Genomic DNA, 23,298 nt, shown 5'->3' on the forward strand with positions numbered 1-23,298 from the left:
GGGCACCGAGGGAGAAAGGATTGCTCCCCGATGCGAACTCGCAGGTCCATCATGTATCATAATGTCGACGGTCATGCGCGGGCCGTGCGCGCCCGCGCTATCGGCCAATGCAAGTTCATCAGGCGGCTCATATAAAGATTGAAATGGGAAAACAACTGCAGCGCGTGCAGAGCGGCGTGCCCGGCCTGGATACCATCCTGTGCGGGGGGGTGATCGCCGGATCGTCATACATTATTCAGGGCATGCCCGGGGCAGGTAAGACGATCCTGGCCAATCAAGTGGCGTTCGGTCAGGCGCGTGCAGGAAGTAAGATCCTCTACGTTACGCTGCTGGCGGAGTCGCACGACCGGTTGTTCCAGTCCTTGTCGACGCTCGATTTCTTCGATGCTTCGGTCATCGGCACGGAACTCGTCTACATCAGCTTGTTCCAGACACTGCGCGATGAAGGATTGTCAGCGTTGGTGGCCGTGCTGCGCAAGGAACTGTCTCGCCAGCAATGCTCGATGTTGGTCATGGATGGGCTGCTGAACGCACGCGATCGGGGCGACACCGATTTGGATGTCAAATCTTTCGTAGCCGAACTGCAAGGCCACGCGGCATTTACGCATTGCACGGTGCTGTTTTTGACTAGCGCACGAATCGATGACGCCAGCCCGGAACACACAATGGTTGATGGTGTGATCCAATTGCAGAGCGAGGAAGTAGGGTCGCGTACGATTCGTCAATTGAAGGTGACGAAATCGCGCGGCAGCGATGCGATCAACGGCATGCACCAATACAACATTGCCTCGAATGGGATATCCGTCTATCCCAGGCTCGAGGCGGTGCTGGCGCGACCGAGCAATCTGGAGTCTCCCGAGTCCTTGCGTGTTCCAAGCGGTATTACCGGTCTGGACCCGTTGATTGGTGGCGGTCTGCCAGCTTCCTCGGTCACATTGTTGCTGGGGCCGTCGGGAAGTGGCAAGACGACATGCTGCCTCAATTTCCTGACAGCGGCAACGCCCGAACATCCAGCGCTGTATTTCGGCTTCTATGAGACGCGTGCGCGTCTGACGCTCAAAGCCGCGGCGTTCGGAATTGATCTGGAGGCACTGATCGCATCGGGTGCGGTTTATATCATGTGGAATCCGCTGACTGAAAACCTTCTCGATGCGCTTGGCCATCAATTGCTTGAGGCGGTGCGGCAGTTTCGGGTTCATCGTGTGGCAATCGATGGTTTTGGTGGGTTTGAGCGGGCCGCCGGAAATGGGGGGCGTCTGCCGGAGTTCCTGTCAGCGCTCAGCAACGAATTGCGCGCTCTGCGTGTGACAACGGTGGCCACACTTGAATCACGCGTGGTATCCGGGGCGGGCTATGGTGCGGCCGCACCGGCCTTGTCGTCGGTGATGGACAATCTGTTACTGATTCGACAACGTGAAACGCCGCAAGGTATCGCGCGCGCCATGATTCCTGTAAAAGTGCGCGATAGCGTATTTGACTCATCTGCCCGTAAGCTTTTCTTCAATGATCGTGGCCTGTTCGTTGATGGCCTGCTCGATTTGCCTTTCCTCGAGGGGGAGCGGAACCACGAGACGCCATCCGGCGGCCTTGACAACGCTGGAACGTGATGGCCGACTCTCTCGCGTACCGTCCGCCCAAGGCCAAGCTCGTCATCGTCGACGATGAATCGTTGATTGTCGAGTCCCTGGCGTTCGTACTGGAGGACGAAGGTTATGAGGTGTACGCCGCATCGAACGGCAGGGCCGCGCTCGACCTGATCAAGGCCGTGTTGCCTGCGCTGGTGATTACCGATTTCATGATGCCGGTGATGTCGGGTCAGGAGCTTGCGGAAGCGCTGAAATCCGATCCCTTGTTCGCTACGATTCCCGTGATCCTCGCCAGCGCGGTGCAGAGCGATCAGGCGCGCAAAAGGCAGGATCTGTTTGACGCGGTGTTCGACAAGCCCTATCGCTTGCCGTTGCTGATCGATACCGTCGCGTCCTTGTTGCAACGGCAATCCTCACACGCCACGATAGACGGCCACGTGGTAAGCGCTATCAACGATGAGGCGGCAGGGTTGTTCCCCATAGGCCAACAGGCCATCCCGGCTTTTCAGTTTTCGTTTCTGTTTCAGGGACGGCATTACCGTGTATTAGTGACGGACGATTTTCTGAATCGTCATGCGGACGCACTGAGCGTGCTAGGTGGTCGCGATCATATACTGAGCAAATACCGAAAGACATTCGAGGCCATCGCGATCGGCAAGATTTTGCGCGGCGACGAAGAGCCGGTACGTGTTGTTGGCGATGATCTAGCACCGAAAAACGGTTCCGCGCGCTAGCCGCATGCCGGTTGAACTTGCGCTGCGTGATCGGAATCCGTGGGCATTGATCCACTGCGGAGTCATCCAGAATCGGTTGCGCAGCATGATCAGGCATGCCATGCATTTCATGTCCTATCCGGCTTACGAATGACCCGTGTCGGCGGCGTGAGCGGCGAATACAGGCCGGTGCGATCCGGATCGTCGATCTGGTGCGTGATGGATTCCCGCATCATCTCGGTAAATCGCCGGAGTTTCGCGGGGTAAAAACGCGCATAAGGATAAACCAGGTAGACCGGCAGCGGGGCCGCCTGCCATTGCGGCGCCAATTGCACCAGCGCGCCCACGGCAATGTCTTCCCCCACGACCCATGACGACGCGACACAGACACCCAGACCTTCCAGTGCCGCCGAGCGCACCGCATAAAGACTATCGGTTGTCATTCGCGGGCGAAACGTAATGTGCCTTGTCGCACCCGTCAGTGCATGCGTCAACGTCAGGTCTTTGCGATAGAATTGTAGCAACGACAGCCAGGGCAGGGCAGTCAACGCCTCCGGATCCTGCGGAATCGGGTGACCCGCCAGCACAGCTGGCGCGGCCACGATGATGCGTGGCACATGCGCCACCAGAATCGCCACCAGAGACGGGTCATGCAACTCGCCGATATGGATCGCGCAATCCACGCCTTCCGCGATGAAATCCGCGGCGCGGTCGTGCAGTAGCCATTCGATCTGCACGTGGGGATAGCGCTGCATGAAACGCGCGAGTCCTGGAATGAAGCGCTGCTGTCCGAATGCGTGCGGCGCGATGACACGCAGCAACCCGGCAGGTTCCGCATCCGCACCACGTACATCGGCTTCGAAGGTGGCCCAGTCCGCCAGCAATTGCTTTGCGCGGTCATAGCAGCGTTCGCCGTCATCGGTCAGCTTCATCGCATGGGTCGTACGCTGCAAAAGTCGCACGCCAAACGTTTTTTCCAGCCACTGCAGGCGTCGGCTCACCGTCGGTTGTGTCGTACCCAACTGCGCCGCGGCAGCCGACAGACTACCCGCCTCGACGATCCTGACGAAGGTCTGCATGATCTCGATTCGGTCGGTTGCGAGTATCGGCCGTGAGGTATGAATGTCGCGTTTGGTCATACGTCTAGCGTATAACAATTCTGCTTGCGAGGCCACTACGCAAATCACGAGAAGATTGCGACACTGCTTCCACTTCGTCGCAATCGACTTTTCGGTTTTTTTTAATCATGTCCCCCATTTCTGCTCGTTCCCATCCGACACCTTCGTCGATGTTGATCCTTTTTCTCGCGACAGGCGCCGGTCTTGCGGTCGCCGCGCTGTATTACAACCAGCCGATGCTCGGCATCCTCGGCGCCGATCTGCACGCCGACTCCCGCACGGTGGGACTCGTGCCGATGCTGACGCAGTTGGGTTATGCGCTGGGCCTTCTGCTGTTGGCGCCGTTGGGAGATCGCTATGATCGTCGCACGATCATTCTCTCGAAGGCGGTGGTATTGGCGCTGGCGCTGGCTGGGGCTGCGATCGCCCCAGGCGTCCATGCCTTGTTATTCGCCAGTCTCGTCGTAGGCTTGTCCGCCACGCTGGCGCAGGACATCGTGCCGGCGTCCGCGGCACTAGCGCCGGAGGCACGGCGAGGGCGGGTCGTCGGCACGGTGATGACCGGCTTGTTGCTGGGTATCCTGTTGTCGCGCGTCGTCAGCGGCATCATGGCCGCGAATGTCGGCTGGCGCGCGATGTTCGTGGTGGCGGCGGTCAGCATCGCGTTATTCACCGTCATCGCCTGGCGGCAACTGCCGCGCCTCGCACCAACGACGCAGTTGGGGTACCTGAAACTGCTCGCATCGTTGGTCAGCCTCTGGCACCGTCATCCGGCGCTGCGTCGAGCAGCGTTGGCGCAGGGGGCATTGCAGGTCGCATTCAGCGCATTCTGGTCGACGATGGCGATCATGTTGCATGCCGCGCCGTTTGATATCGGCAGTGCCGGCGCGGGGGCATTCGGACTGGCGGGGGCTGCCGGCGCATTGGCCGCGCCCATCGCGGGCCGGATCGCGGATAGCCGAGGCGCACATTTTGGTACCCGCCTGGGAACGTTGATCGCGACGGTGTCATTTGCCGCGATGTTCTGTATGCCGTTGTTATCCGTGCACGGACAGTTGATCCTGCTTGCGCTCAGTGCGATTGGTTTCGATCTAGGCGTGCAGGCCACGCTGGTATCGCACCAAAGTATCGTCTACGGTCTCGAACCGGCCGCGCGGAGCCGGCTAAACGCGGTGTTGTTCGTGACGATGTTCCTGGGCATGGCGCTGGGAGCCGTGCTTGGCAGTAGTCTGCTGGCAGTGGGGGGCTGGCCGGCAGTCGTGGCGCTGTCTACCTTGGGCGCGGCACTCGCTTTCGTTATCCGGATGTGGCCGGCAACGGTTGAAGCAGTCTGCTAGGAAAGGCGCACGGCGCGACAAAATGCCTGCCACACGCTGAGATGAATCGACGACAGACCCGTTCCTGGAGCCGCGATCGTTACTGCGTGCGCCGCACCGTCTCAGGAAACGATGGGCAACATCGCCAGGGTATATCGATGCGTCAGACGGCGGTCCAGTACCGGATCGGTCAGTTCCAGCACGAAACTGTCTCCATCGGTCATCGCCGCCAATTCACCATGCACGGCAAGCGTGCCGCTATACATCGCCGTATGCGCCGGCAACGCGGGAGGGGGCGTTGCCATGCGTGCGCCTGCCGCCTGACCATACATCGACCACAACGACGGTGGCGGCAAGAGGCCCGCGACAGTGCCGGATTGATAATGCCGCCGCGTGCCGTCGGCCTTGATCAGCCACGACTGCATCTGCAGTTGATCCCAATGTGCGGCAACGTCCGCGTAGCGCCATGCGGTGCGCGATATCGGCTTGGCGCATACCTGCTTGGATACCGCCACGCCATACGCCTCGATCTCGCGATCGGTATGGTCGGAGCCAATGGCGACCAGGATGCCGGCCGGGGAATCCATCAAGACACATTCGATCTCCCCGCCGGAACGCGCCCCCAACATCTGTACAACAGGCGACTGCGTCAGCAGCGTGTCGGCAACGCGATAGAAGCAGGGCGTGGACGACGGCGGCGCCACGCCGATGGCGGTGAGTTCATCGATATGCGCCTGGATCGCGACGGGGTCTCGACCAGCCCATCCGGCGATCACGAGATGATCGACTTGAACCGGTATCGGCGTGCCCCCCGTGCTCGCCGTGCCGGCGGCATGCACTTCGAACGTTAACGTGCTCATTGCAATTCCTTACTGTTCCAGGGGCTTACGGGCGGTCTCACGGGCACAGAGGAGTGCGATGATCGTGATGGCCAAGGCCGCGGTGACATAGAGGGACACCGCCACGGTCGACTGGTAATGCTTGTACAGACTGATGATGATCAGCGGCGCAAATCCGCCCCCGACGATACCGGACAAGGTATAGGTCAAGGATGAGCCGGCGTACCGGACGCGGGTGGGAAACTGCTCGGTCACGAACGATGCCTGCGGACCATACATCACCGCATGCAGTGTCAGCCCGCCGACGACAGCGAGTGCGATCAGCGCCGGGTGCGCGCTATCCAGTAGCACGAAGAAGCCATACGCCCAGATCACCGCACCAATCGCCCCGCACAGATACACCGGCTTGCGGCCGAATCGATCCGACAACGCACCAAAGAAGGGGACGACGGCGGCGTTGACGGCGGTACCGAGTAAAACAGCCGTCAAGGCAACGCTACGGGGCAGCTTCAGAACCGTGGTGACATATGTCAGGGTGAAGACAACCATCAACGCGTACAGGACATCCGAACCGACGCGCGCCGCACCGGCCACCAGCAGGCGTCGCCAGTAATGGGAGAGCACCTCGGCGACCGGGACCTTCACGACTTCATGGGCCTGTGTCAGCTTTTCGAATGCAGGTGTCTCGGACACCCCGCGACGAATCCAGAAGCCGAATCCAACCAGCAGCAGGCTGGTCAGAAAGGGCACACGCCAGCCCCAGGCGAGGAAATCATCCGATGATACGGACAGATTCAACAGCGCGATCAGTCCGGTGCCGAGCAGCGTCCCGAACGACGGGCCCATCTGTGTCCACGATGCGTTCAAGCCACGTTTCTTTTGGTCCCCATGCTCTACCGCAAGGAGTACCGCGCCTGCCCACTCTCCACCGAGGGCAATGCCTTGAACGAACCGCAATGCGACAAGCAGGATCGGGCTGGCAATGCCGATGGACGCATACGTCGGCAGCGCGCCCATCAATGCCGTGCACACGCCCATCAAGATCAATGTCAGCATCAGCACCGCGCGTCGGCCAATCTTGTCACCCAGATTACCGAAGAAAAAACCGCCCAGCGGACGCGAGACATAGCCCACGGCGTAGGTTGAAAACGCCAGAATCGTGCCGGCGAGCGGATCGACGGACGGGAAAAAGAGCTTGTTGAACACCAATGCCGACAAGGTGTTGTAAATGGTGAAGTCGTACCATTCAAGCGAGGTGCCGATCATGCTGGCGCCTGCAAGGCGGCCACGCCCAACGCGCGGCGCGGCGTGCGCCGGGCGGGCCGCGGCAGTAGTATCGGGCGGCAGGGCTGTATTCATCGGGTTCTCCAGTTTCCGCAGGATGCAAATGGGTGCAAACGCCAGTGTTACGGCGGACCCGGATACGGTCCAACTAGAAAAAAAATTCGGAACAAAAAGATTTGCTTATTGCCAAACCATGGAAGCGCGATTCCTTACCAACACGGGCGGCGTCGGTCAATGCGCATAGTGGCTGGCGATTTCACGACTCAGCTCGGCGATGCGCTCGGCAATTGGATGGCTTCGGGTGCGATAGGCCGCAAGTAACGGTAGCGGTGGAAACGGGGCATCGACGTCGAGCACCACCAACATGCCGTCACGCAACTCACGCTGGATGATCGCTGGCGGCAGCGCGGCGACGCCGAAACCATCGGCCACGAGCCGGATCATCGCCGCAACGGAGGTAATGCAATTGATTCGCGCCGGACGTTCGACCGCGCTTGCGAATAACTGCTCGATGGCGGCGTGCGGCCCGGAATGACGCGAGAAACTGACGATAGGATAGGCGGCGAGGTCGGCCAGCGTCAATGTCCGGGAGGGAAAGGCAAGCGCCGGGCTGGCAACCCATCGAACCGGAAATTCCAGTAAGGGCAAGCTGGTGAATTCCGGCGGCGGCAGGCGATCGGTCTGGAGGATCAGGTCGACCGCATCGGCATGCAGCAAGCGTGCGAGATGGATGGTCGTGTCGCTAGTGACTTCTATTTCAAGGCGTGGATAGCGGCTCCGAATCGCGGACATCAGCGCCGGGAAAAAACTGTGGACGATCGATTCGATCACGCCGATGCGCAGTAGCCCCGCGCCTTCGTCTGCGTTGTCCGCTTCGCGACGCATCTCATCGTGGAGTCGGACGATCCGCTCCGCATACGCCAGCATGCGCCGGCCTGCGGGCGTCAGGTTCGCCGCCCGGGAGTTTCGATCGAACAGGCGCACATCGAAATTCTCTTCGAGTGCGGCAATACGGCTTGATATCGCGGCCTGGGTGGTGTGCAACTTCTCCGCGGTCGCGCGGAAATTCTGCAGCTTTGCGAGCCAGACGAAGGTTTCCAGGAAACGAATATTCATGCGGGATGGGTAAGGTCGGCCAGGCAGTTGGCGTAGGTGCCACAACGTGAACAAGCAGTGTGATTGGCGTGGGCCGGTACCGGTGGAGGGTGGTCAGGACGACATCATAGTGCGCCTTAATAAGGCGCACCCGATTTCGAGGCCGGTCATGCTGTCGCACGGCGATGGCCGTCCAAAGATAGCGGATCGATCTGTGGACGACTGGATTGCCGCTGAGCCGCGATGGATCGGTCACTACGCGAATCACGCACTGCCCCCGACCGTAAAGAGTCAAAAATCATATTTGATTGATTCAATCAAAATGAGGTCGGTCGGCATGTTGGTTGGGACTAAATTTGATTGATTTATGCGTATCCAGGGTTTTTACTGATCCTTTCGTTCTTGCTAACTGTTTAGAATGATTGAACCGAGCAAATTGATGCTCTATTTTGATCGATCCACACAGTGACTGCCACCTCGCCACGGCCACGCAGGCAGGCCACCCGGTGCTGACAGGAGAACAATATGCAGCGCTTTTCCCCCGCATCGCCGCTTCATACCGCAGCATCCGACCTTGGTGGCGGCGGCGCGGCTATCTCGGCCAAGCAGCCCTTCATGCCTCGCGGTATCGTGCCCGCGCTGATTACACCGATGACGGCGACGGAAGACGTCGATGAAGAGGCCCTGCGGCTGCTCGTGGAGCGCTTGATCGAGAAAGGGGTGCACGCCATCTTCGTGCTGGGCACCAATGGGGAATTCATATCGCTGAACGAGCGCGAGAAGTTGCGCATTGCCACAATTGCCGTAGAGCAAGCGCGTGGGCGTGTTCCGGTGATCGCGGGCACCGGTGCCTACGCCACCCGCGAGGTCATTGCGTTGACGCAGCAGATGCAGGACGTCGGCGTGGATGCGGCGTCGGTCATAACGCCGTATTTCAACGGCGCATCCCAGTCAGAATTGGTTGCTCATTATACGAAGATCGCGCGATCCACTTCGTTGCCGTTGATGCTTTATACGATCCCGGCCAAGACGGGCGTGCAGTTATCGATCGATTCTGTGCGCCGCCTGTCGGAGTTGCCGACGATCCGCGGGATCAAGGATAGTGGCGGCGATTTCGATCGCTTGCTGCAATTAATCGGTTTGCGCCGCGACGACTTCGCCGTGCTGACCGGCACCGATTCGATGATTCTATGGACGTTGATCGCCGGTGGCGATGGGGCAGTGGCCGCGACGACGAACGCCGTGCCGGATGTGGTCATGGCGATCTGGCAGCAATTCCAGGCCGGCAATATTCCGGCGGCGCGGCGCGCGCAAGAAGCGCTACGGCCGCTGCGCGACGCGTTTGGCTGGGCAACGATGCCGGTCGTGTTGAAGACCGCCGCGGGTCTGCTCGGCATGCCATCCGGTCCTGCCCGTGCTCCCGCATTGCCGCTCGATCCACAGACGCGTGAAAAGCTCGCCATTGCCCTGGAGGTCTACCGCGACTGGAGGGTCGAGGCAACTGCGCCATTGCACAAGGGAGGCGTCGCATGAGCCAGACCATGCCATCGCAAGCCGCAAACGCCGTCATCCGTCACGTCGTCACCGCACCGCATCTGGTGCATGGTTGCGGCAGTCTTGACAAGTTGCTCGATTATCTGCCGTTGCTGAATCGCCCAATCCGTTGCATCACGGTGATTACGCAGCCCTCGATGGATCGCCTAGGTGTGACGGAGCGTGTCGTATCGATGCTGCAAGGCGCCGATATCCAGACGACTGTCGTTCGCGGCGTGATGCCGGAGCCGACGATCGACAATATCGAAGCCGTGTTCCAGGAGGACATCGCACCGGCGCGACCGGACGCGATTCTGGCCGTGGGCGGCGGCAGCGTGCTCGACGCGGCCAAGCTATTTGCCGTGCGCCTGACGAATGGGCAGGTTGGCGAGACCACGCCATTGCGGGACTGGCTGGGTATCGACAAGATTGCCGTTCCGGGCGTGCCGCTGATTGCGGTACCGACGACCGCGGGCACTGGCTCCGAAGTCACGCCGAATGCGATCGTGACGTTGCCCGATGAAGCACTGAAAGTCGGCATCGTTAGCCGGCACCTGATGCCGTACCTGGTCCTGCTGGACGCAACGCTGACCGTCAGCGTCCCGAAAGCGATCACGGCCGCTACCGGCATGGATGCGTTCGTGCATGCACTGGAATCGTTTATCTCGACAAAGGCGAACCCGGTCAGCGATATGTACGCGATGGCGTCAATGCGATTGATTGGCGCGAACCTGGTACAAGCCTACGAGGACGGCTGCAACCTCGCCGCGCGCGAAGCAATGCTGCTTGGCTCGACGTACGGTGGCATGGCACTGACGGCTGCCGGTACAGCAGCGGTACACGCATTGGCCTATCCGCTGGGTGGCATGTTCGACGTGACGCATGGCGTGGCGAACGCGATGCTGCTGCCGCATGTGATGGCGTTCAACCTGGATGCGATCGAACCGCGTCTCGCGGAGGTCGCACGTGCGCTGACGTTGTCCGCGACATCGGACAGCGATACAGACGCGGCACGAAAGTTGATGGAGCAGATCGTGTCGTGGACCGCCGCGTTACAGATTCCCCAGGACCTTACCGCCTATGGCGTACGCGACGAGCATGTTGACGCGCTGGCGGTGGCCGCTTCGAAAGTGACGCGGCTGCTTGGTAACAATCCGAAGACATTGACGCTCGATGATATGCGGGCGATCTATCGCCGCCTGCTGCCATGATTGCCTTGTTCGATGCGGTGCAACCCGCCGATCCAGACCGTGCGCATCGCATGCCGAAAGAAATCGGATTGGTGCAATCCACATCGTTACTGATCCTCGCCGACGACCTCTCCGGCGCTGCTGACTGTGCCGCCACGGCGGTGCGATATGGCGCTCACGCGCAGGTGGTATTGGCGTCGCCTGCCGCGCCACCGGCATTGTCACGGCCATCTGGCGATACCGGGGCAGCGCCGCGTACCGTGCCCCACGTGCTGGCGATCGATCTGGATTCGCGTCGGATGACCCCATCCGAGGCCGCACGGATACATCGCGACGCAGTCATGCGAGGCAATAGCGGCGTCGGCGCGTGCGCATCCGACAATGCAGGTGCACCGGGAATTTTCAAGAAAGTTGACTCGACATTGCGAGGACATCTCGCCGCCGAGGTTGCCGCACTCGCGCCGCTACTCGGTCTGGCAATTGTCGCGCCGGCGCTGCCGGAAGCCGGTCGCACCACGGAAGGCGGCCGTCAACTGCTGCACGGCATCCCGGTCGAGGACACCGAGGTATGGCGTAACGAGCGTTTGTCGGGTACCGGCGATCTGGTTGTGATGCTGAGCGCCACGGGCTTGCGCGTGCGGCATCAGCCGGTTTCCTCGTCTCGAGCGAATGCGCGCGATGCATGGCGGCATGCGGTTCACGCAGCACGTGTCGACGGCATGCACGCCCTGGTGTGCGACGCGGTCTCTTTGGATGATCTCGATGCCATCGCAGACGCCACGGCTTCGATGCGCGATGTCTTCTGGGTGGGCTCCGCAGGTCTGGCGCGATCCCTGACGCGGGCTTTTGGCGGGGCAGGGGTGTTCAGCAGGGTAGTCGGAAAGGCAGCAGACGCGGATGCATCGATCAGCGCTGATACCGCCCGCGCGACGGCACGTACGAGGCAGGGCGCATTGTTCGTCGTCGGCAGCATGTCTAGCGTGTCACATGGACAAATCGCCGCCTTGCAGGAAACGGCCGGTGCCGGATTGGTTCATGTCGCAATCGAGGTGTCCGCGTTGTTGGATACCGCGCAAACGGACGATGCGGCGTCATTGCGTCGTTCCGTCCTGGCGCGCGTGTCGGATACGCTATGCGCCGGCCACGACGTGGTGGTGTCGCTCGCACAGCAAGACCGGTCACGCGTTGGCGACGGATATCGGCTGGCGCAGGCGTTTGGCGCATGGCTGGCGCCAATCGTGACCGACGCGTCCGCGATATTCGCGACCGGGGGGGAAACTGCTCGCGCGTTGCTGTGGGCGGCAGGCATCACCGCATTTACATTGGAGCAGGAAATTGCGCCTGGCGTGCCGGTTTCCTGGACCACCACCACGACCCGTGATCCGTGCACGTCGCGGCGTTTGCCCATTGTCACGAAGGCCGGCGCCTTTGGTGATCAAGGAACGCTGGTGCGGGTCTGGCGTCATCTGAAAAAGAACAGGCAGGATTCTTGAAGCAAAAAACGCATCGCGTCGGGAATGACCATCGACTGGCATTTTCATCCCGCACGGCATCGTGCCCTGCGGTGAACAACAAGCAATAAACGCGCATAGAGGAGTGACCGTCATGACCTACCGTCCGGTGATTGGTATCACGATGGGGGATGCGGCAGGCGTCGGCCCCGAGATCATCATGAAAAGCCTCGCGCACGCGAGCGTCTACGAACAATGCCGCCCGTTAGTGATCGGCGATGCGGGACGTCTGCGTGACGCCGCCCGCCTTACTGGCGTCACGCTGGACGTGCGCACCATTTCACGTCCAGCCGAGGCGCGGTTCACGCAAGGGGTGGTCGATTGCATCGACCTCGGCCTGATTCCGGCGGACCTGCCATACGGCACGTTGTCGTCCGTCGCGGGCGACGCGGCTTATCAATTCATCGCGAAAACCGTCGAGCTCACCTCGGCCGGTGAACTCGATGCGATCTGTACCGCGCCCTTGAACAAGGAAGCACTGCATGCGGGCGGCCACATTTTCCCAGGCCACACGGAAATGCTCGCGCATCTGACCGGTATCGACGAAGTGTCGATGATGCTGGTTGCACCAAAGCTCCGCGTCATTCACGTAACCACGCATATCGGCCTGCTCGACGCGATTCGCAAGATCGAACCGGGCCTCGTGCAACGCACCATCGAACGCGGACATCAGACGCTGGTCCGTGCCGGGATCGCCAACCCGCGCATTGGTGTCTGCGGCATCAATCCCCATGCGGGTGAGAACGGATTGTTCGGCTATGGCGAGGAAGAAGAGAAGATCATCCCGGCAGTTCAGGTGGTGCGCTCGCGTGGATGGCACGTGGAAGGTCCGTTGCCCGCTGACACCCTGTTTTTTCGCGCCGGTCGCGGGGACTTCGACCTGGTTGTCGCCATGTATCACGATCAAGGCCATGGCCCGGTCAAGGTGATGGGTCTCGAAGCAGGCGTCAATGTGACCGTCGGCTTGCCGGTGATTAGAACGTCGGTGGACCATGGTACGGCTTTCGACATCGCCGGTTCCGGCGTGGCTGACGAAGGCAGCATGCTGGAGGCGTTAAGGCAGGCGCAGGAACTCGCCACGCGACGCTCGGCGGAGAAAATGACGGAGCAGGGACAGCCGCGGTTGAACGCGTTGTCCTCATAAGCCGGCAATAAAAAAATAAACGTGATCCGGTAACGCCGATCTCGGCCCGCCGGGCGATCTGAATCCGTGAGCCACCACCACGAGGCGTGCCACGGTATCGCACAAGGAGACAGGAATGGACACGTCGAACCTGGGTACCACCACGCTGATCATCGGCATGGTGGCCGTTTATATCGTTATCACGAGTATCGTCAGCGTGCGATTGCGTAGCCGCAATGCGTCACAATTCATGGTGGCGGGCCGCTCGATGCCGGTGCTGCTGGTGGCCTTCCTGATGATGTCCGAGTTTATCGGCGCCAAATCAACGGTGGGTACCTCGCAGGAAGCGTTTAACGTGGGCATTGCCGCATCGTGGTCGACGATTGCCGCATCCATCGGATTCCTGCTCTTCGGGCTGTTCATGGCCCGCCGGTTCTACAACTCCGGCGAATTCACGATCTCCGGGTTCATCGCCAATAAATACGGCCGCACGGCCAAGACGATCGTCTCGGCAATCATGATCTATGCGCTATTCCTTGTGAACGTCGGAAACTATGTCAGCGGCGCGGCGGCGATATCCACCGTACTGAAGACAAATCTGGCCACCGCCGCAATCATCACGGCCATCGTGAGTACGATTTACTTCGCATGGGGCGGCCTAAAAAGCGTCGCTTACATGACCGTTGTTCATAGCGCGTTCAAGCTGCTGGGTATTTCGATCCTCGTGGTCGTGGCATGGAGGATGACCGGCGGCATCGCACCGATGCGCGCGGCCATGCCCGAGCACTACTTCACCTGGCAAGGTTCACTGAAGGTCGGTACGATCGGTGCCTGGGTCATTGGTACCGCCGGTGCCATTTTCTCGACACAGTTCATCCTCCAAGCAATTTCTGCGACACGCACTGCCTCCGCCGCACGGGCGTCGGCATTGTGGTGCGCGTTGCTGTGTATTCCGATCGCGCTGTCGCTCGGTTTTCTCGGCGTTGCTGCAAAGTTCTTGTTCCCAGGGATCAAGAGCCTGTACGCACTGCCGACTTTCCTCGAGCATATGTCGCCGATCATGGCGGCCGTCGTCACCACGTCGCTGGTGGCATCGAACTTCGTGAGTGTCAGCACTGTCGCGCTGTCGATCTCGTCGTTGGTCGTCAAGGATTTCTACGTACCGCGCTACAACCCAACGCCGGAACGGGAATTTCAGATGTCGCGCTGGATCTCGGTGGTCGTCGGCATTATCCCGCTGGTGTTCGTGCTGTTCGTCCCGCAAATCCTGGCACTGTCATTCTTCACGCGCGCATTGCGCTTGACGGTTTCGGTCGTGGCATTGATCGGTATTTATTTGCCGTTTTATAACAGCGCGCGCGGTGCCTGCCTCGGCATGATCACGGCGACCATCGCCACCACGGTCTGGTACCTGCTGGGCAATCCATTCGGCATCGATAACATGTATATCGCCCTGGCCGTCCCGGCAGTCGTGATCGTCGTCGAACGCTTGCTGTTCCCGTCGAGCAGCAAGTCCGCCAACGCGAACATGTCCGACAATACCGCGGGAGCCTCGCGGTTGGCACGCCATGACGCGCACTGAACAACTGAAGGAGCCGCAAATGGGAGTTGCATTGTCCAATACCGACGCACGCGCGATCGACGCCACGGATGCCGATGTCCGACCACTGACTGGTGCGCCGCGTTGGGACGGCACCGAACTGGCGACGCATTTCGCAGACTCGGGTCGTATCGAAGCATTCCTACCTAGCGCCTGCGTCCAGAATCACGCCGCAAATCTCCACCGGCTGGCGAATGGTGATCTGCTCTGTGTGTGGTTTGGCGGAACCCAGGAGGGTATTCCCGACGTGTCGATCTACGCATCGCGACTGGCGGCAGGTACGACACGATGGAGCGAGGCCGTCAAGCTATCGGACGATCCGACCCGATCAGAGCAGAACCCGGTGCTGTTCACGGCCCCGGGCGGTGCGTTATGGCTGTTGTACACCGCGCAGAAGTCCGGTAACCAGAACACCTCGATTGTTCGGCGACGTATCTCCCGTGATCATGGCACGACGTGGGGCCCGATCGAGACCCTGTTCGAGCGGGCAGGCACCTTCGTGCGGCAGCCGCTGTTGGTGTTGGCCGATGGCAGTTGGCTTTGCCCCGTTTTCTTCTGCCGCAGCGCACCGGGTGAGCGTTGGAGCGGCAATGACGATATCAGCGCGGTCATGGTGTCGCGTGATGGCGGTGTGAGTTGGAGCACCCATGAGGTACCAGATAGTACCGGTTGCGTACATATGAACGTGCAACAATTAGCCGACGGTACGCTACTGGCCCTGTATCGCAGCCGCTGGGCGGACACGATCTACGCAAGCCGCTCGACGAATGGTCGCGACTGGAGCGCCCCGGAACCGACGACTTTGCCCAACAACAACGCGTCCGTGCAGTTCGTCGTGTTACGCAACGGTCATCTGGCGCTTGTCTACAATCACAGTGACGCATCAAATGCGACCGGCCGGCGAAAGTCACTGTATGACGACATCGAGGACACCGAAGAGGACCCGAACGCGCCATTGCGCGATCAATCCGCTTCCACCCGCGGCACGGCATTTTGGGGCGCACCCCGCGCGCCGATGTCGCTCGCGATTTCGACGGATAATGGCAAGACGTGGCGGACCCGCCATCTCGAACTCGGTGACGGATTCTGCTTGACCAACGACTCGAAAGGCCAGCGCAACCGCGAATACTCATACCCCTCCATCATCGAGGCGCCGGATGGTTCCCTCGATATCGCTTATACGTTCTTCCGCCAACGGATCAAGTACGTCAATGTTTCAGAGGCGTGGATCGGTGGCTGACGGTGATGTCGCGGTACCATGGCGCTGGAGGGCGCGGACGTGTGCAATAAGCATGCAGAGACAGCGGGGAAGCTTGCCGATGGTATGAGAGGGGAGGCGTAGACAGGCAGATGAAAGTGGCAAAGCGCCGTGAGGCGATGTTGGAAGCGGTCCTTGGCGGGATGACCGATGTCGGCACCTTATGTGCTCATTTCGGGATGTCGGAGGCCACGGTACGCCGCGATCTTCGCGCGTTGGCCGATGATCGGCTGATACTGCGCACCTATGGCGGCGCTGCAGTCGTGGAAACACACGAGCCGGAAGCGACGCTGGCCGAGCGCGTGGACAGCGGGCGCGACCAGAAGGATTGGATCGGTCGCGCCGCCGCACGACATGTCAGCGCCGGGGACACGGTTTTTCTCGATGGCGGCACGACAACGGCAGCGCTCGCGCGACATCTCGCCGGGCATGCCGACTTGCACGTTGTCACCAACAATTTGCTGGTGGTATCGGCGCTTGCGGCGACGGATTGCAGGTTGACGCTGATTGGCGGCGATATTCGTCCATCGAGCATGAGTACCCTCGGGCCGTTGGCGCAACTGGCGCTCAGCAGGATCACTGTCGACAAGGCGTTCCTGGGTGCCGATGGCGTGGTTGCGCAACGCGGTCTTTGCGAAGCCAGTGCGGAACAGGCCTATTTAAAGGAGTGTGTCACTCGGCAGGCGGCACACGTTTTTGTGCTCGTGACCGCCGACAAGCTCGGCCGGGCCAGCCAGCAACACTGGACGCCGATGGAGCGTCAATGGACACTGCTGACTGATGCCGGAGCAACGACAACGGCGCTGTCGATGTTTAACCGCGTACCCGGCGTGGCCATCGAGGTGGCCGCCCGGGAGAGTCGTATCGCAACACCGCCCCAGATCGTGCAGTGATCAGCATGCTTTCCCCTTTTCTTTTGGAACGCACCCCGTGACTTCCAATATTCGACATGCGGCAACGACCGTCGCCAGCGCGGTACCGGGTGCATTGTCCCAGGTTACTGGCGCTCCGGACGCGGGTGATGCACACGCACCGGAAGACCGCGGAACCTCCGATAGGCAGCATGCGGTGGTGAGTGGCGTATCGTCCGGAATCGGCCTGGCAATCGCGCAGCGGTTGCTGAACGACGGTTGGCGTGTCACTGGTCTGTGCCGCTCCAAACACATCGCGGCATTAGCCGACCATGAGGCAGCGGGCCGTCTTTCCATCGTGCCGGTCGATCTGGGCAATCCACTACAGCGCCGTGAAGTGGCGGCAACGCTGGCGCCTGCCGACGCTTTAGTGCATGCGGCCGGCCTGATGCGCACCGCACCGGCTGGCGAACTCGATCCCGCCGCGTTGGCCTCGATGTGGGAAGTGCATGTCGCCGCTGCCGCGGATCTGGCCGATGCGCTGCTGCCACGGATGATACCCGGCGGTCGCGTGGTATTGATCGGCAGCCGAACCGCGAATGGCGCGGCCGGACGCAGCCAATATGCGGCGACCAAGGCAGCGTTGGTGGGAATGGCTCGGTCCTGGGCTGGCGAGGCGATAACGCGTGGTATCACCGTCAACGTGGTTGCGCCTGGTGCAACCGATACGCCCTTTCTGAATGGCGCAGGGCGCTCCGGGACCCCACCCAGGATGCCGCCACTCGGCCGCTTTGTGCATCCCGACGAAGTGGCCGCGCTCACCGCGTTCCTGCTGGGTGATGCAGCTGCGGCGATTACAGGACAACAAATCGTCATGTGCGGTGGCGCATCCTTGTAAAACCCACGCGTGTCAGCCCAATGTGAACCACATACAGCGAAGCGCCAAAACGACCAACAGGCTGGTAGTCTTCCAGCCGGACTCGCCATTGGTCTTCGTCGACGAGCCCCTCCCTTGCATGCAGGCATTGCACCTCGCCGATGAAAATAAGGCGGCTGGCGGTTTCGAGTGTTTGCCATAGTTTGCATTCGAATGCCACCGGTGCCTCGATAATGCGTGGCGTGCGAATGGTCGTGGACGGCGCAGACGTCAACCCGGCGTGCTCCAGTTCGCTTTGCTCCGCGGGAAGTCGATCTTCGCAACGATGCATCTTTTCCGCGATGGCCTCGTCGCTGATATGCACGACAAACTCTTTCTCCCGTGTGATATTGACGGCGGTGTCCTTGAGCGCGCCCGTGTCATGGGCATTGACGCTGATCATCAATATCGGCGGATCTTCACCGAGCATATTGAACATGGAGAACGGTGCCGCGTTGATCACGCCGTGTTCGCCAAGTGTGGTGACCAATGCGATTGGCCTTGGAACGATCAGGCTTGCCATCAGTTTATAGCGTTGATGGCTGGTCAATGCATCGAACGGAATCAGCGTTGTCATGAAGGAAAGCATCCAAGAAAAGAATGAGGTCAGACGATGCCAAGCATCTGCGCCAGCGTTTTTTCGCCCTGGCGACGACGCATGTCAATACGTTGCTCGATGTCCGTCAAATGCGCTGCCATCAAGGTGATTGCGCCTGCGCTATCCTTGTCGGCCAGGCACGCCACGATTGCGGCGTGCTCGTCGTGTTCGCAAGGTGCATTGCCGGGGGCTTCGTAGAGACCCACGATCAACGAGCAACGGGAAACGAGTTCCTTCAGGTAACGTAACAGAATGGGGTTGCCTGCCAACGCTGCGACCTGCAGGTGGAAGTCGCTGGCCAACCGTGCCCAGGCCGGTTGATCGAATCGGTGAACGGCTTCATGCTCACGGGCCAGTTGACGGCGCAGCAGCGTTACATCCTTCGGCGTGGCGCGCGCGACGGCGAGTTCCACCAGCACGCCCTCGATCGCCCGACGTGCTTCAAAAATTTGCCGTGTTTCCGCCGGAGTGGGTTCGCTGATGGAGGCGCCCTTATTCGGTCGGATCGTTACGATGCCTTCATGGGCAAGCCGTTCGAGAACCCGACGCACCACCGCCCGCCCTACGCCGAACAGATCGCAGAGTTCCGGCTCCGGCAGCTTCGTTCCAGGGAGTAGACGATGATGCATGACACCATCGTAGATCGCCTGATAGATGACGCGATCGGTACCCGCCTCGACATTATCGATTGATTCCGTCCCGGTGGCGGCGATTTTCGAGTCGACGTTCGATGCGTCGTTGTCATCGAGCCCCCGCTTGACCGATTTTTTGGTCGGCACCGCCCGAGAAACCGCGGCGGCCGTGATGCGACGTTGCGCGCTTACGCGTTCCTTCATTTCCCGTCCATATGCTGTGCGATGGCGCCCGGCGTCGTAAGCCAGACATCGCCGTCGTCCCGTGCCGCGGCGATGTGCCGTAATGCCCGCCGTAAATGTCTCAACCGATAAGGCTGTCCAACAAGATAGGGATGCAACGCGATGCCCATCACGAGGGCTTGCGGCTGCACCGCACCCGCGCTCGCCTGAGCGGTCGACTCGTCGACGATCGTCGCGCCGCCATGCGCTTGGCGTCGTCGCGGGCGAGCCAACTGCTCCCGCATTTCATTGAACTGATCGATAATCATGTCAGCGAAATCCCGGCCATCCATCTTGCGACCAACGATCATCGGAATATCGTTCAATTCCTGCGGATACGGAATCGACCATAGCGGACCATGCGTCGTACGCATCTGCGTGGGACGATCGTCGTGGCACCAATTCAACGTGTACGTATAGCCCGTTTCGCGAAGCAGATCAGGCGTGTCGTGGGTTTCCGATATCCATGGGGACAGCCATCCCGTTGGCGTGGTGCCGCTCTCGGCCGTGATACGCGCACGACAATGTGCAAGCAACGCGCGTTCTCCGGCGCGATCCAAGTCGCTTTGGCGTGTCGCATTCGTATGCCCGTGGCCGATCAATTCATCCCCACGAGCGGCAAAAGCGGCAATCAATTCGGGGCAGTGATCATACAGCGCCGTGTTCAGCAACACGCCTGCTGGAAAAGACACATCATCAAACAAATCCAGGCAACGCCACGCGCCGACCCGGTTGCCATATTCGCGCCAGCTGTAATTCAATACATCGGGTTCCGGCGAAACGGGGCCGAGTGCGGCCCCCATGCCGCCGCCAAACGCAAAGTGTTCGATATTGAAACCGAGATACACCGCCAGTGAACGCCCCTCGGGCCATTGAAGGGGCGGGCCGTCGTCTATGCCACGGTAGGCAAATCGATTGTGCGATGCCAGTGGTGTGGTCCATCCGGCGATCAATGCATCATCGCTGGTTGCAGGCGCACCGTCGGCAAAGGAGGGCGAAACGGAAGTCATGATGTAAGGAAATCCAGAAAAAGAAGGATACGGTCGGACCGGTGCCTGTGCACGACGCCCCATCCATGCGCATCACTGCACCACGATCGTGCCGATATCTCATAAAACGCCCGCATACATCGCATCATTTCAATCGTCAGCAATTTACATGCGAGATCGTCGACGATTGAAAATGCAGTCGCACAATCCTCGTGAATACAAGGCTTTACCGCAAGTATTTGCGGTAAAAGAGGGAGCAACGGCAACGGTGGCATATGTCTTGCGTTTGCTGGCCGACATTCCATGATGCCTGCACCGGCACCTCCATGCCGACGCTTTTTGGGGAGCGATCGATGCAACACGCCGCACCGGCCGATATCGAATTGGTCAGCGTCACGAAGCAATATGGCGACGCCGTTGCCGTCAAGGCCATCGACCTGCGTATCCCCGGCGGCCAGTACTGCTGTCTGCTGGGGCCTTCGGGCTGCGGAAAAACATCGACGTTACGCATGATCGCCGGACACGAGGCAGTCAGCGATGGCGACATCCTGATCGGTAATCGCAACGTCACCGACGCCCCGCCTACCGCCCGCGGCACCGCGATGGTGTTCCAGAGCTACGCGCTGTTTCCCCATCTTGATGCATTGGACAACGTGGCGTTCAGCCTTCGCATGCGCGGTGTGGAGAAAGCCGCACGCCGTAAGCGCGCGGCCGAGCTGCTGGATCTGGTCTCGATGAGCCCGTATGCGCACCGGCTGCCGGCGCAGTTATCGGGCGGCCAGCAGCAGCGGGTCGCACTGGCGCGGGCCCTGCTCAACCAGCCACGCGTACTTTTGTTGGACGAACCGCTATCCGCGCTGGATCCATTCCTGCGCGTGCAGATGCGAGCCGAACTGAAGCGTTGGCAGAAAGAATTGGGGATCACGTTCGTACACGTAACGCACTCCCAGGAAGAGGCACTGGCGCTTGCCGACCTCGTGGTTGTGATGAATCACGGCGTGATTGAACAATTCGGCACCGCGCAGGCCGTTTTCAATCGACCGCGCACCGCGTTCGTCGCGCGATTTTTGGGGGGCCACAATGTGGTGGCACGCGAGGGCCGTCACTGGACGGTGCGTGCGGACCATATACGCGTGACGCCGTCGGCTCCGGACGGTACCGGTGAAAGTGTATCCGCACCCGGCCTGAACTGCGCCATTCGTGATATTGAATACCAAGGCACCCATCTGCGCATGACGCTTTCCCCAACGGCGTCATTGGCAGACGCCTCGTCGCCGATGGTGGACCGTGACTCGGATTCAGAGCTGATCGCACTGCTTCCGGACGATGCGTTCGACGCCAGCGCTTTCACGATCGGTGCGCCGGTCACGGCGTGGTGGCATCCGCAACATGCGCATCCGTTGGAATCGGCAAGCGCTTAGGGCGTGCCAATGCGATGTCGCGGTGATGATGCATTCGGATTGTATTGATTTTTGTTGATTTCTTCGCTGATCCCCTCGTTTGGAGAACGTAATGACGCAACGCCATACGCCGTCCCTCGAATCGCCCGCCGTATCGGGCGCGATCTCGGACAGTCCCGCTGCCGGGACGGCACGTGAACAAGGTGCGGCGCATCCGGGGCAGGCCGGTGCCGGCGGCCTGTCGCGCCGTACGTTCCTGAAGGGCGCCGCTGCCGGCGCAGGCATCATCGGCTTCCCCTACGTGCATGCACAGGAAAAAGTGACGCTGCGCTACGTTGGCACTGCCGTCAATCAAAGCGCCGACATCGCCAAGAAGTTCCAGCAGGATACGGGTATCACCATCCAATATATTTCGCTGACTTCCGATGACGTGACGAAACGCATCATCACGCAACCGAACTCCTTTGACATTTGCGATACCGAATACTTTTCGCTGCCCAAGCTGATTCCGGCGGGTGTCCTGCAAGGAATGGATGTCAAGAAAATCAAGAGCGCCGATCAAATCGCGACGGTGCTGACGCGTGGTGAAGTCGCCGGCAAGGCAGTGGGTGAGCAGGGTACGGCACCCAAGAAAGTGATGTTCCTGGAAGGACAACGCAGTACCACGTTATCCAAGTCGCCCACCGAATGGATGACATTGATTCCGACCACCTATAATGCCGATACGCTTGGCATCCGGCCAGACCTGATAAAGCGGCCGATTAACAGTTGGGCGGAATTGCTGAATCCCGAGTTCAAAGGCCGGGCGGCACTGCTGAATATCCCGTCGATCGGCATCATGGATGCGGCAATGGCGATCGAGGCGCAGGGTCATTTCAAGTATGCCGACAAAGGCAATATGACGAAGGCCGAGATCGATCAAACCATCAAGATTCTGGTCGAGGCGAAGCGTGCCGGTCAATTCCGGGCGTTCTGGAAGGACTTCAACGAAAGCGTCAACCTGATGGCCTCGGGCGAGGTGGTAATCCAGTCGATGTGGTCGCCCGCGGTGACGAAGGTCAGAACAATGGGCGTCGCCTGCGTCTTCCAACCCTTGAAGGAGGGCTATCGCGGCTGGGCGTCGGGTTTTGGTCTGCCGAAGACGTTGCAAGGCCGCAAGCTCGACGCTGCCTATGAGTTCATCAATTGGTTCCAGGATGGCTGGGCAGGCGCCTACCTGATGCGGCAGGGTTATTATCCCGGCGTCACGAACACCGCCCGCAAGTTCATGCAGCCCTATGAATGGGATTACTGGATGGAAGGCAAGCCGGCAACGCAGGACATTCATGCGCCCGACGGTCAATTGCTTGAAAAAGCCGGTACGGTACGCGACGGTGGCAGCTATGACAAGCGTCTGGGAGCAGTAGCGTGCTGGAATGCCGTAATGGACCAGAACATTTATCTGGTGCAGAAATGGAATGAGTTCATCTCCGCATGAGTGAAGCCGCATCCACTGGGACGCAGGGGTCAGGTGCCGGAGCGCCT

The 23,298-nt window shown here is 60.4% G+C and carries 20 protein-coding genes; 13 read left to right on the forward strand and 7 right to left on the reverse strand.

Features of this window, described 5'->3' with window-relative positions:
- Positions 1 to 143: 143 nt before the first annotated feature.
- Both SJQ66_RS04345 and SJQ66_RS04350 read left to right on the forward strand, forming a co-directional pair.
- Positions 144 to 1,607, forward strand: a complete 1,464-nt coding sequence (locus tag SJQ66_RS04345; RefSeq protein ID WP_024904373.1) for an RAD55 family ATPase — start codon at positions 144 to 146, stop codon at positions 1,605 to 1,607.
- On the forward strand, positions 1,607 to 2,320 hold the full coding sequence (locus SJQ66_RS04350) for a response regulator (protein ID WP_024904372.1): 714 nt from the start codon (positions 1,607 to 1,609) through the stop codon (positions 2,318 to 2,320). The genes SJQ66_RS04345 and SJQ66_RS04350 overlap by 1 nt, the downstream gene beginning before the upstream one ends.
- A 107-nt stretch (positions 2,321 to 2,427) precedes the next feature.
- On the opposite strand, the gene SJQ66_RS04355 is transcribed toward SJQ66_RS04350, so the two are convergent.
- A complete protein-coding gene (locus tag SJQ66_RS04355; protein WP_320533697.1) occupies positions 2,428 to 3,438 on the reverse strand; it encodes a LysR family transcriptional regulator in 1,011 nt (336 codons plus the stop codon).
- Positions 3,439 to 3,545: 107 nt separating this feature from the next.
- Here SJQ66_RS04355 and SJQ66_RS04360 point away from each other — a divergent pair, with 107 nt between their 5' ends.
- Positions 3,546 to 4,754 carry an MFS transporter gene (locus SJQ66_RS04360; protein ID WP_036011147.1) on the forward strand — a complete coding sequence of 403 codons (1,209 nt, stop codon included), beginning with the start codon at positions 3,546 to 3,548 and terminating at the stop codon, positions 4,752 to 4,754.
- 101 nt (positions 4,755 to 4,855) lie between these two features.
- Here SJQ66_RS04360 and SJQ66_RS04365 read toward each other — a convergent pair whose 3' ends face one another.
- The 3 genes from SJQ66_RS04365 to SJQ66_RS04375 form a co-directional block, all read right to left on the reverse strand.
- Positions 4,856 to 5,593, reverse strand: a complete 738-nt coding sequence (locus tag SJQ66_RS04365) for a DUF2848 family protein (RefSeq protein WP_320533698.1) — start codon at positions 5,591 to 5,593, stop codon at positions 4,856 to 4,858.
- A gap of 9 nt (positions 5,594 to 5,602) precedes the next feature.
- The gene (locus SJQ66_RS04370; RefSeq protein WP_024904368.1) at positions 5,603 to 6,931 is read right to left on the reverse strand and encodes an MFS transporter; all 1,329 of its coding nucleotides are present in this window, start codon (positions 6,929 to 6,931) and stop codon (positions 5,603 to 5,605) included.
- Between the two features lie 156 nt (positions 6,932 to 7,087).
- Positions 7,088 to 7,972: a LysR family transcriptional regulator gene (locus SJQ66_RS04375; RefSeq protein ID WP_320533699.1), complete on the reverse strand. Its 885-nt coding sequence runs from the start codon at positions 7,970 to 7,972 to the stop codon at positions 7,088 to 7,090.
- 594 nt (positions 7,973 to 8,566) lie between these two features.
- Between SJQ66_RS04375 and dapA the strand changes: the two genes are divergently transcribed.
- The 8 genes from dapA to SJQ66_RS04410 all read left to right on the forward strand — a co-directional run bounded on the left by dapA (position 8,567) and on the right by SJQ66_RS04410 (position 17,915).
- Positions 8,567 to 9,484 carry a 4-hydroxy-tetrahydrodipicolinate synthase gene (dapA, locus tag SJQ66_RS04380; protein ID WP_051504592.1) on the forward strand — a complete coding sequence of 306 codons (918 nt, stop codon included), beginning with the start codon at positions 8,567 to 8,569 and terminating at the stop codon, positions 9,482 to 9,484.
- Positions 9,481 to 10,695 (forward strand): iron-containing alcohol dehydrogenase, encoded by a 1,215-nt coding sequence (locus tag SJQ66_RS04385; RefSeq protein ID WP_390174015.1) that lies wholly within the window; start codon positions 9,481 to 9,483, stop codon positions 10,693 to 10,695. Before dapA ends, SJQ66_RS04385 begins: the two co-directional genes overlap by 4 nt.
- Positions 10,692 to 12,167: a four-carbon acid sugar kinase family protein gene (locus SJQ66_RS29580; protein ID WP_407691454.1), complete on the forward strand. Its 1,476-nt coding sequence runs from the start codon at positions 10,692 to 10,694 to the stop codon at positions 12,165 to 12,167. Before SJQ66_RS04385 ends, SJQ66_RS29580 begins: the two co-directional genes overlap by 4 nt.
- Before the next feature lie 112 nt (positions 12,168 to 12,279).
- On the forward strand, positions 12,280 to 13,329 hold the full coding sequence (gene pdxA / locus SJQ66_RS29585) for a 4-hydroxythreonine-4-phosphate dehydrogenase PdxA (protein WP_253464622.1): 1,050 nt from the start codon (positions 12,280 to 12,282) through the stop codon (positions 13,327 to 13,329).
- Between the two features lie 115 nt (positions 13,330 to 13,444).
- Positions 13,445 to 14,890: a sodium:solute symporter family protein gene (locus tag SJQ66_RS04395; RefSeq protein WP_024904361.1), complete on the forward strand. Its 1,446-nt coding sequence runs from the start codon at positions 13,445 to 13,447 to the stop codon at positions 14,888 to 14,890.
- The gene (locus SJQ66_RS04400; protein ID WP_236693596.1) at positions 14,877 to 16,148 is read left to right on the forward strand and encodes a sialidase family protein; all 1,272 of its coding nucleotides are present in this window, start codon (positions 14,877 to 14,879) and stop codon (positions 16,146 to 16,148) included. Before SJQ66_RS04395 ends, SJQ66_RS04400 begins: the two co-directional genes overlap by 14 nt.
- A gap of 110 nt (positions 16,149 to 16,258) precedes the next feature.
- A complete protein-coding gene (locus tag SJQ66_RS04405) occupies positions 16,259 to 17,059 on the forward strand; it encodes a DeoR/GlpR family DNA-binding transcription regulator (RefSeq protein ID WP_024904359.1) in 801 nt (266 codons plus the stop codon).
- A 175-nt stretch (positions 17,060 to 17,234) separates the two neighbouring features.
- Positions 17,235 to 17,915, forward strand: a complete 681-nt coding sequence (locus tag SJQ66_RS04410) for an SDR family NAD(P)-dependent oxidoreductase (RefSeq protein ID WP_036011201.1) — start codon at positions 17,235 to 17,237, stop codon at positions 17,913 to 17,915.
- Here the strand turns inward: SJQ66_RS04410 and SJQ66_RS04415 are convergent.
- From SJQ66_RS04415 to SJQ66_RS04425, 3 genes are read right to left on the reverse strand one after another with little or no spacing between them, the layout of a single operon-like run.
- Entirely contained in the window at positions 17,890 to 18,510 is a 621-nt protein-coding gene (locus tag SJQ66_RS04415; protein ID WP_320533700.1) for a flavin reductase family protein, read from the reverse strand. The genes SJQ66_RS04410 and SJQ66_RS04415 overlap by 26 nt on opposite strands.
- A 29-nt stretch (positions 18,511 to 18,539) precedes the next feature.
- A complete protein-coding gene (locus SJQ66_RS04420; RefSeq protein WP_082102966.1) occupies positions 18,540 to 19,367 on the reverse strand; it encodes a GntR family transcriptional regulator in 828 nt (275 codons plus the stop codon).
- Complete coding sequence (locus SJQ66_RS04425; RefSeq protein WP_081765017.1) at positions 19,364 to 20,395, reverse strand: polysaccharide deacetylase family protein; 1,032 nt, start codon at positions 20,393 to 20,395, stop codon at positions 19,364 to 19,366. Before SJQ66_RS04425 ends, SJQ66_RS04420 begins: the two co-directional genes overlap by 4 nt.
- Before the next feature lie 332 nt (positions 20,396 to 20,727).
- Here SJQ66_RS04425 and SJQ66_RS04430 point away from each other — a divergent pair, with 332 nt between their 5' ends.
- Together SJQ66_RS04430 and SJQ66_RS04435 are read left to right on the forward strand one after the other, a co-directional pair.
- Positions 20,728 to 21,795, forward strand: a complete 1,068-nt coding sequence (locus SJQ66_RS04430; protein WP_407691455.1) for an ABC transporter ATP-binding protein — start codon at positions 20,728 to 20,730, stop codon at positions 21,793 to 21,795.
- A gap of 91 nt (positions 21,796 to 21,886) precedes the next feature.
- A complete protein-coding gene (locus SJQ66_RS04435) occupies positions 21,887 to 23,251 on the forward strand; it encodes an ABC transporter substrate-binding protein (protein WP_024904354.1) in 1,365 nt (454 codons plus the stop codon).
- Positions 23,252 to 23,298 lie beyond the last annotated feature (47 nt).

Source organism: Robbsia andropogonis, from assembly GCF_034047095.1.
GTDB classification, from domain to species: Bacteria; Pseudomonadota; Gammaproteobacteria; order Burkholderiales; family Burkholderiaceae; genus Robbsia; species Robbsia andropogonis.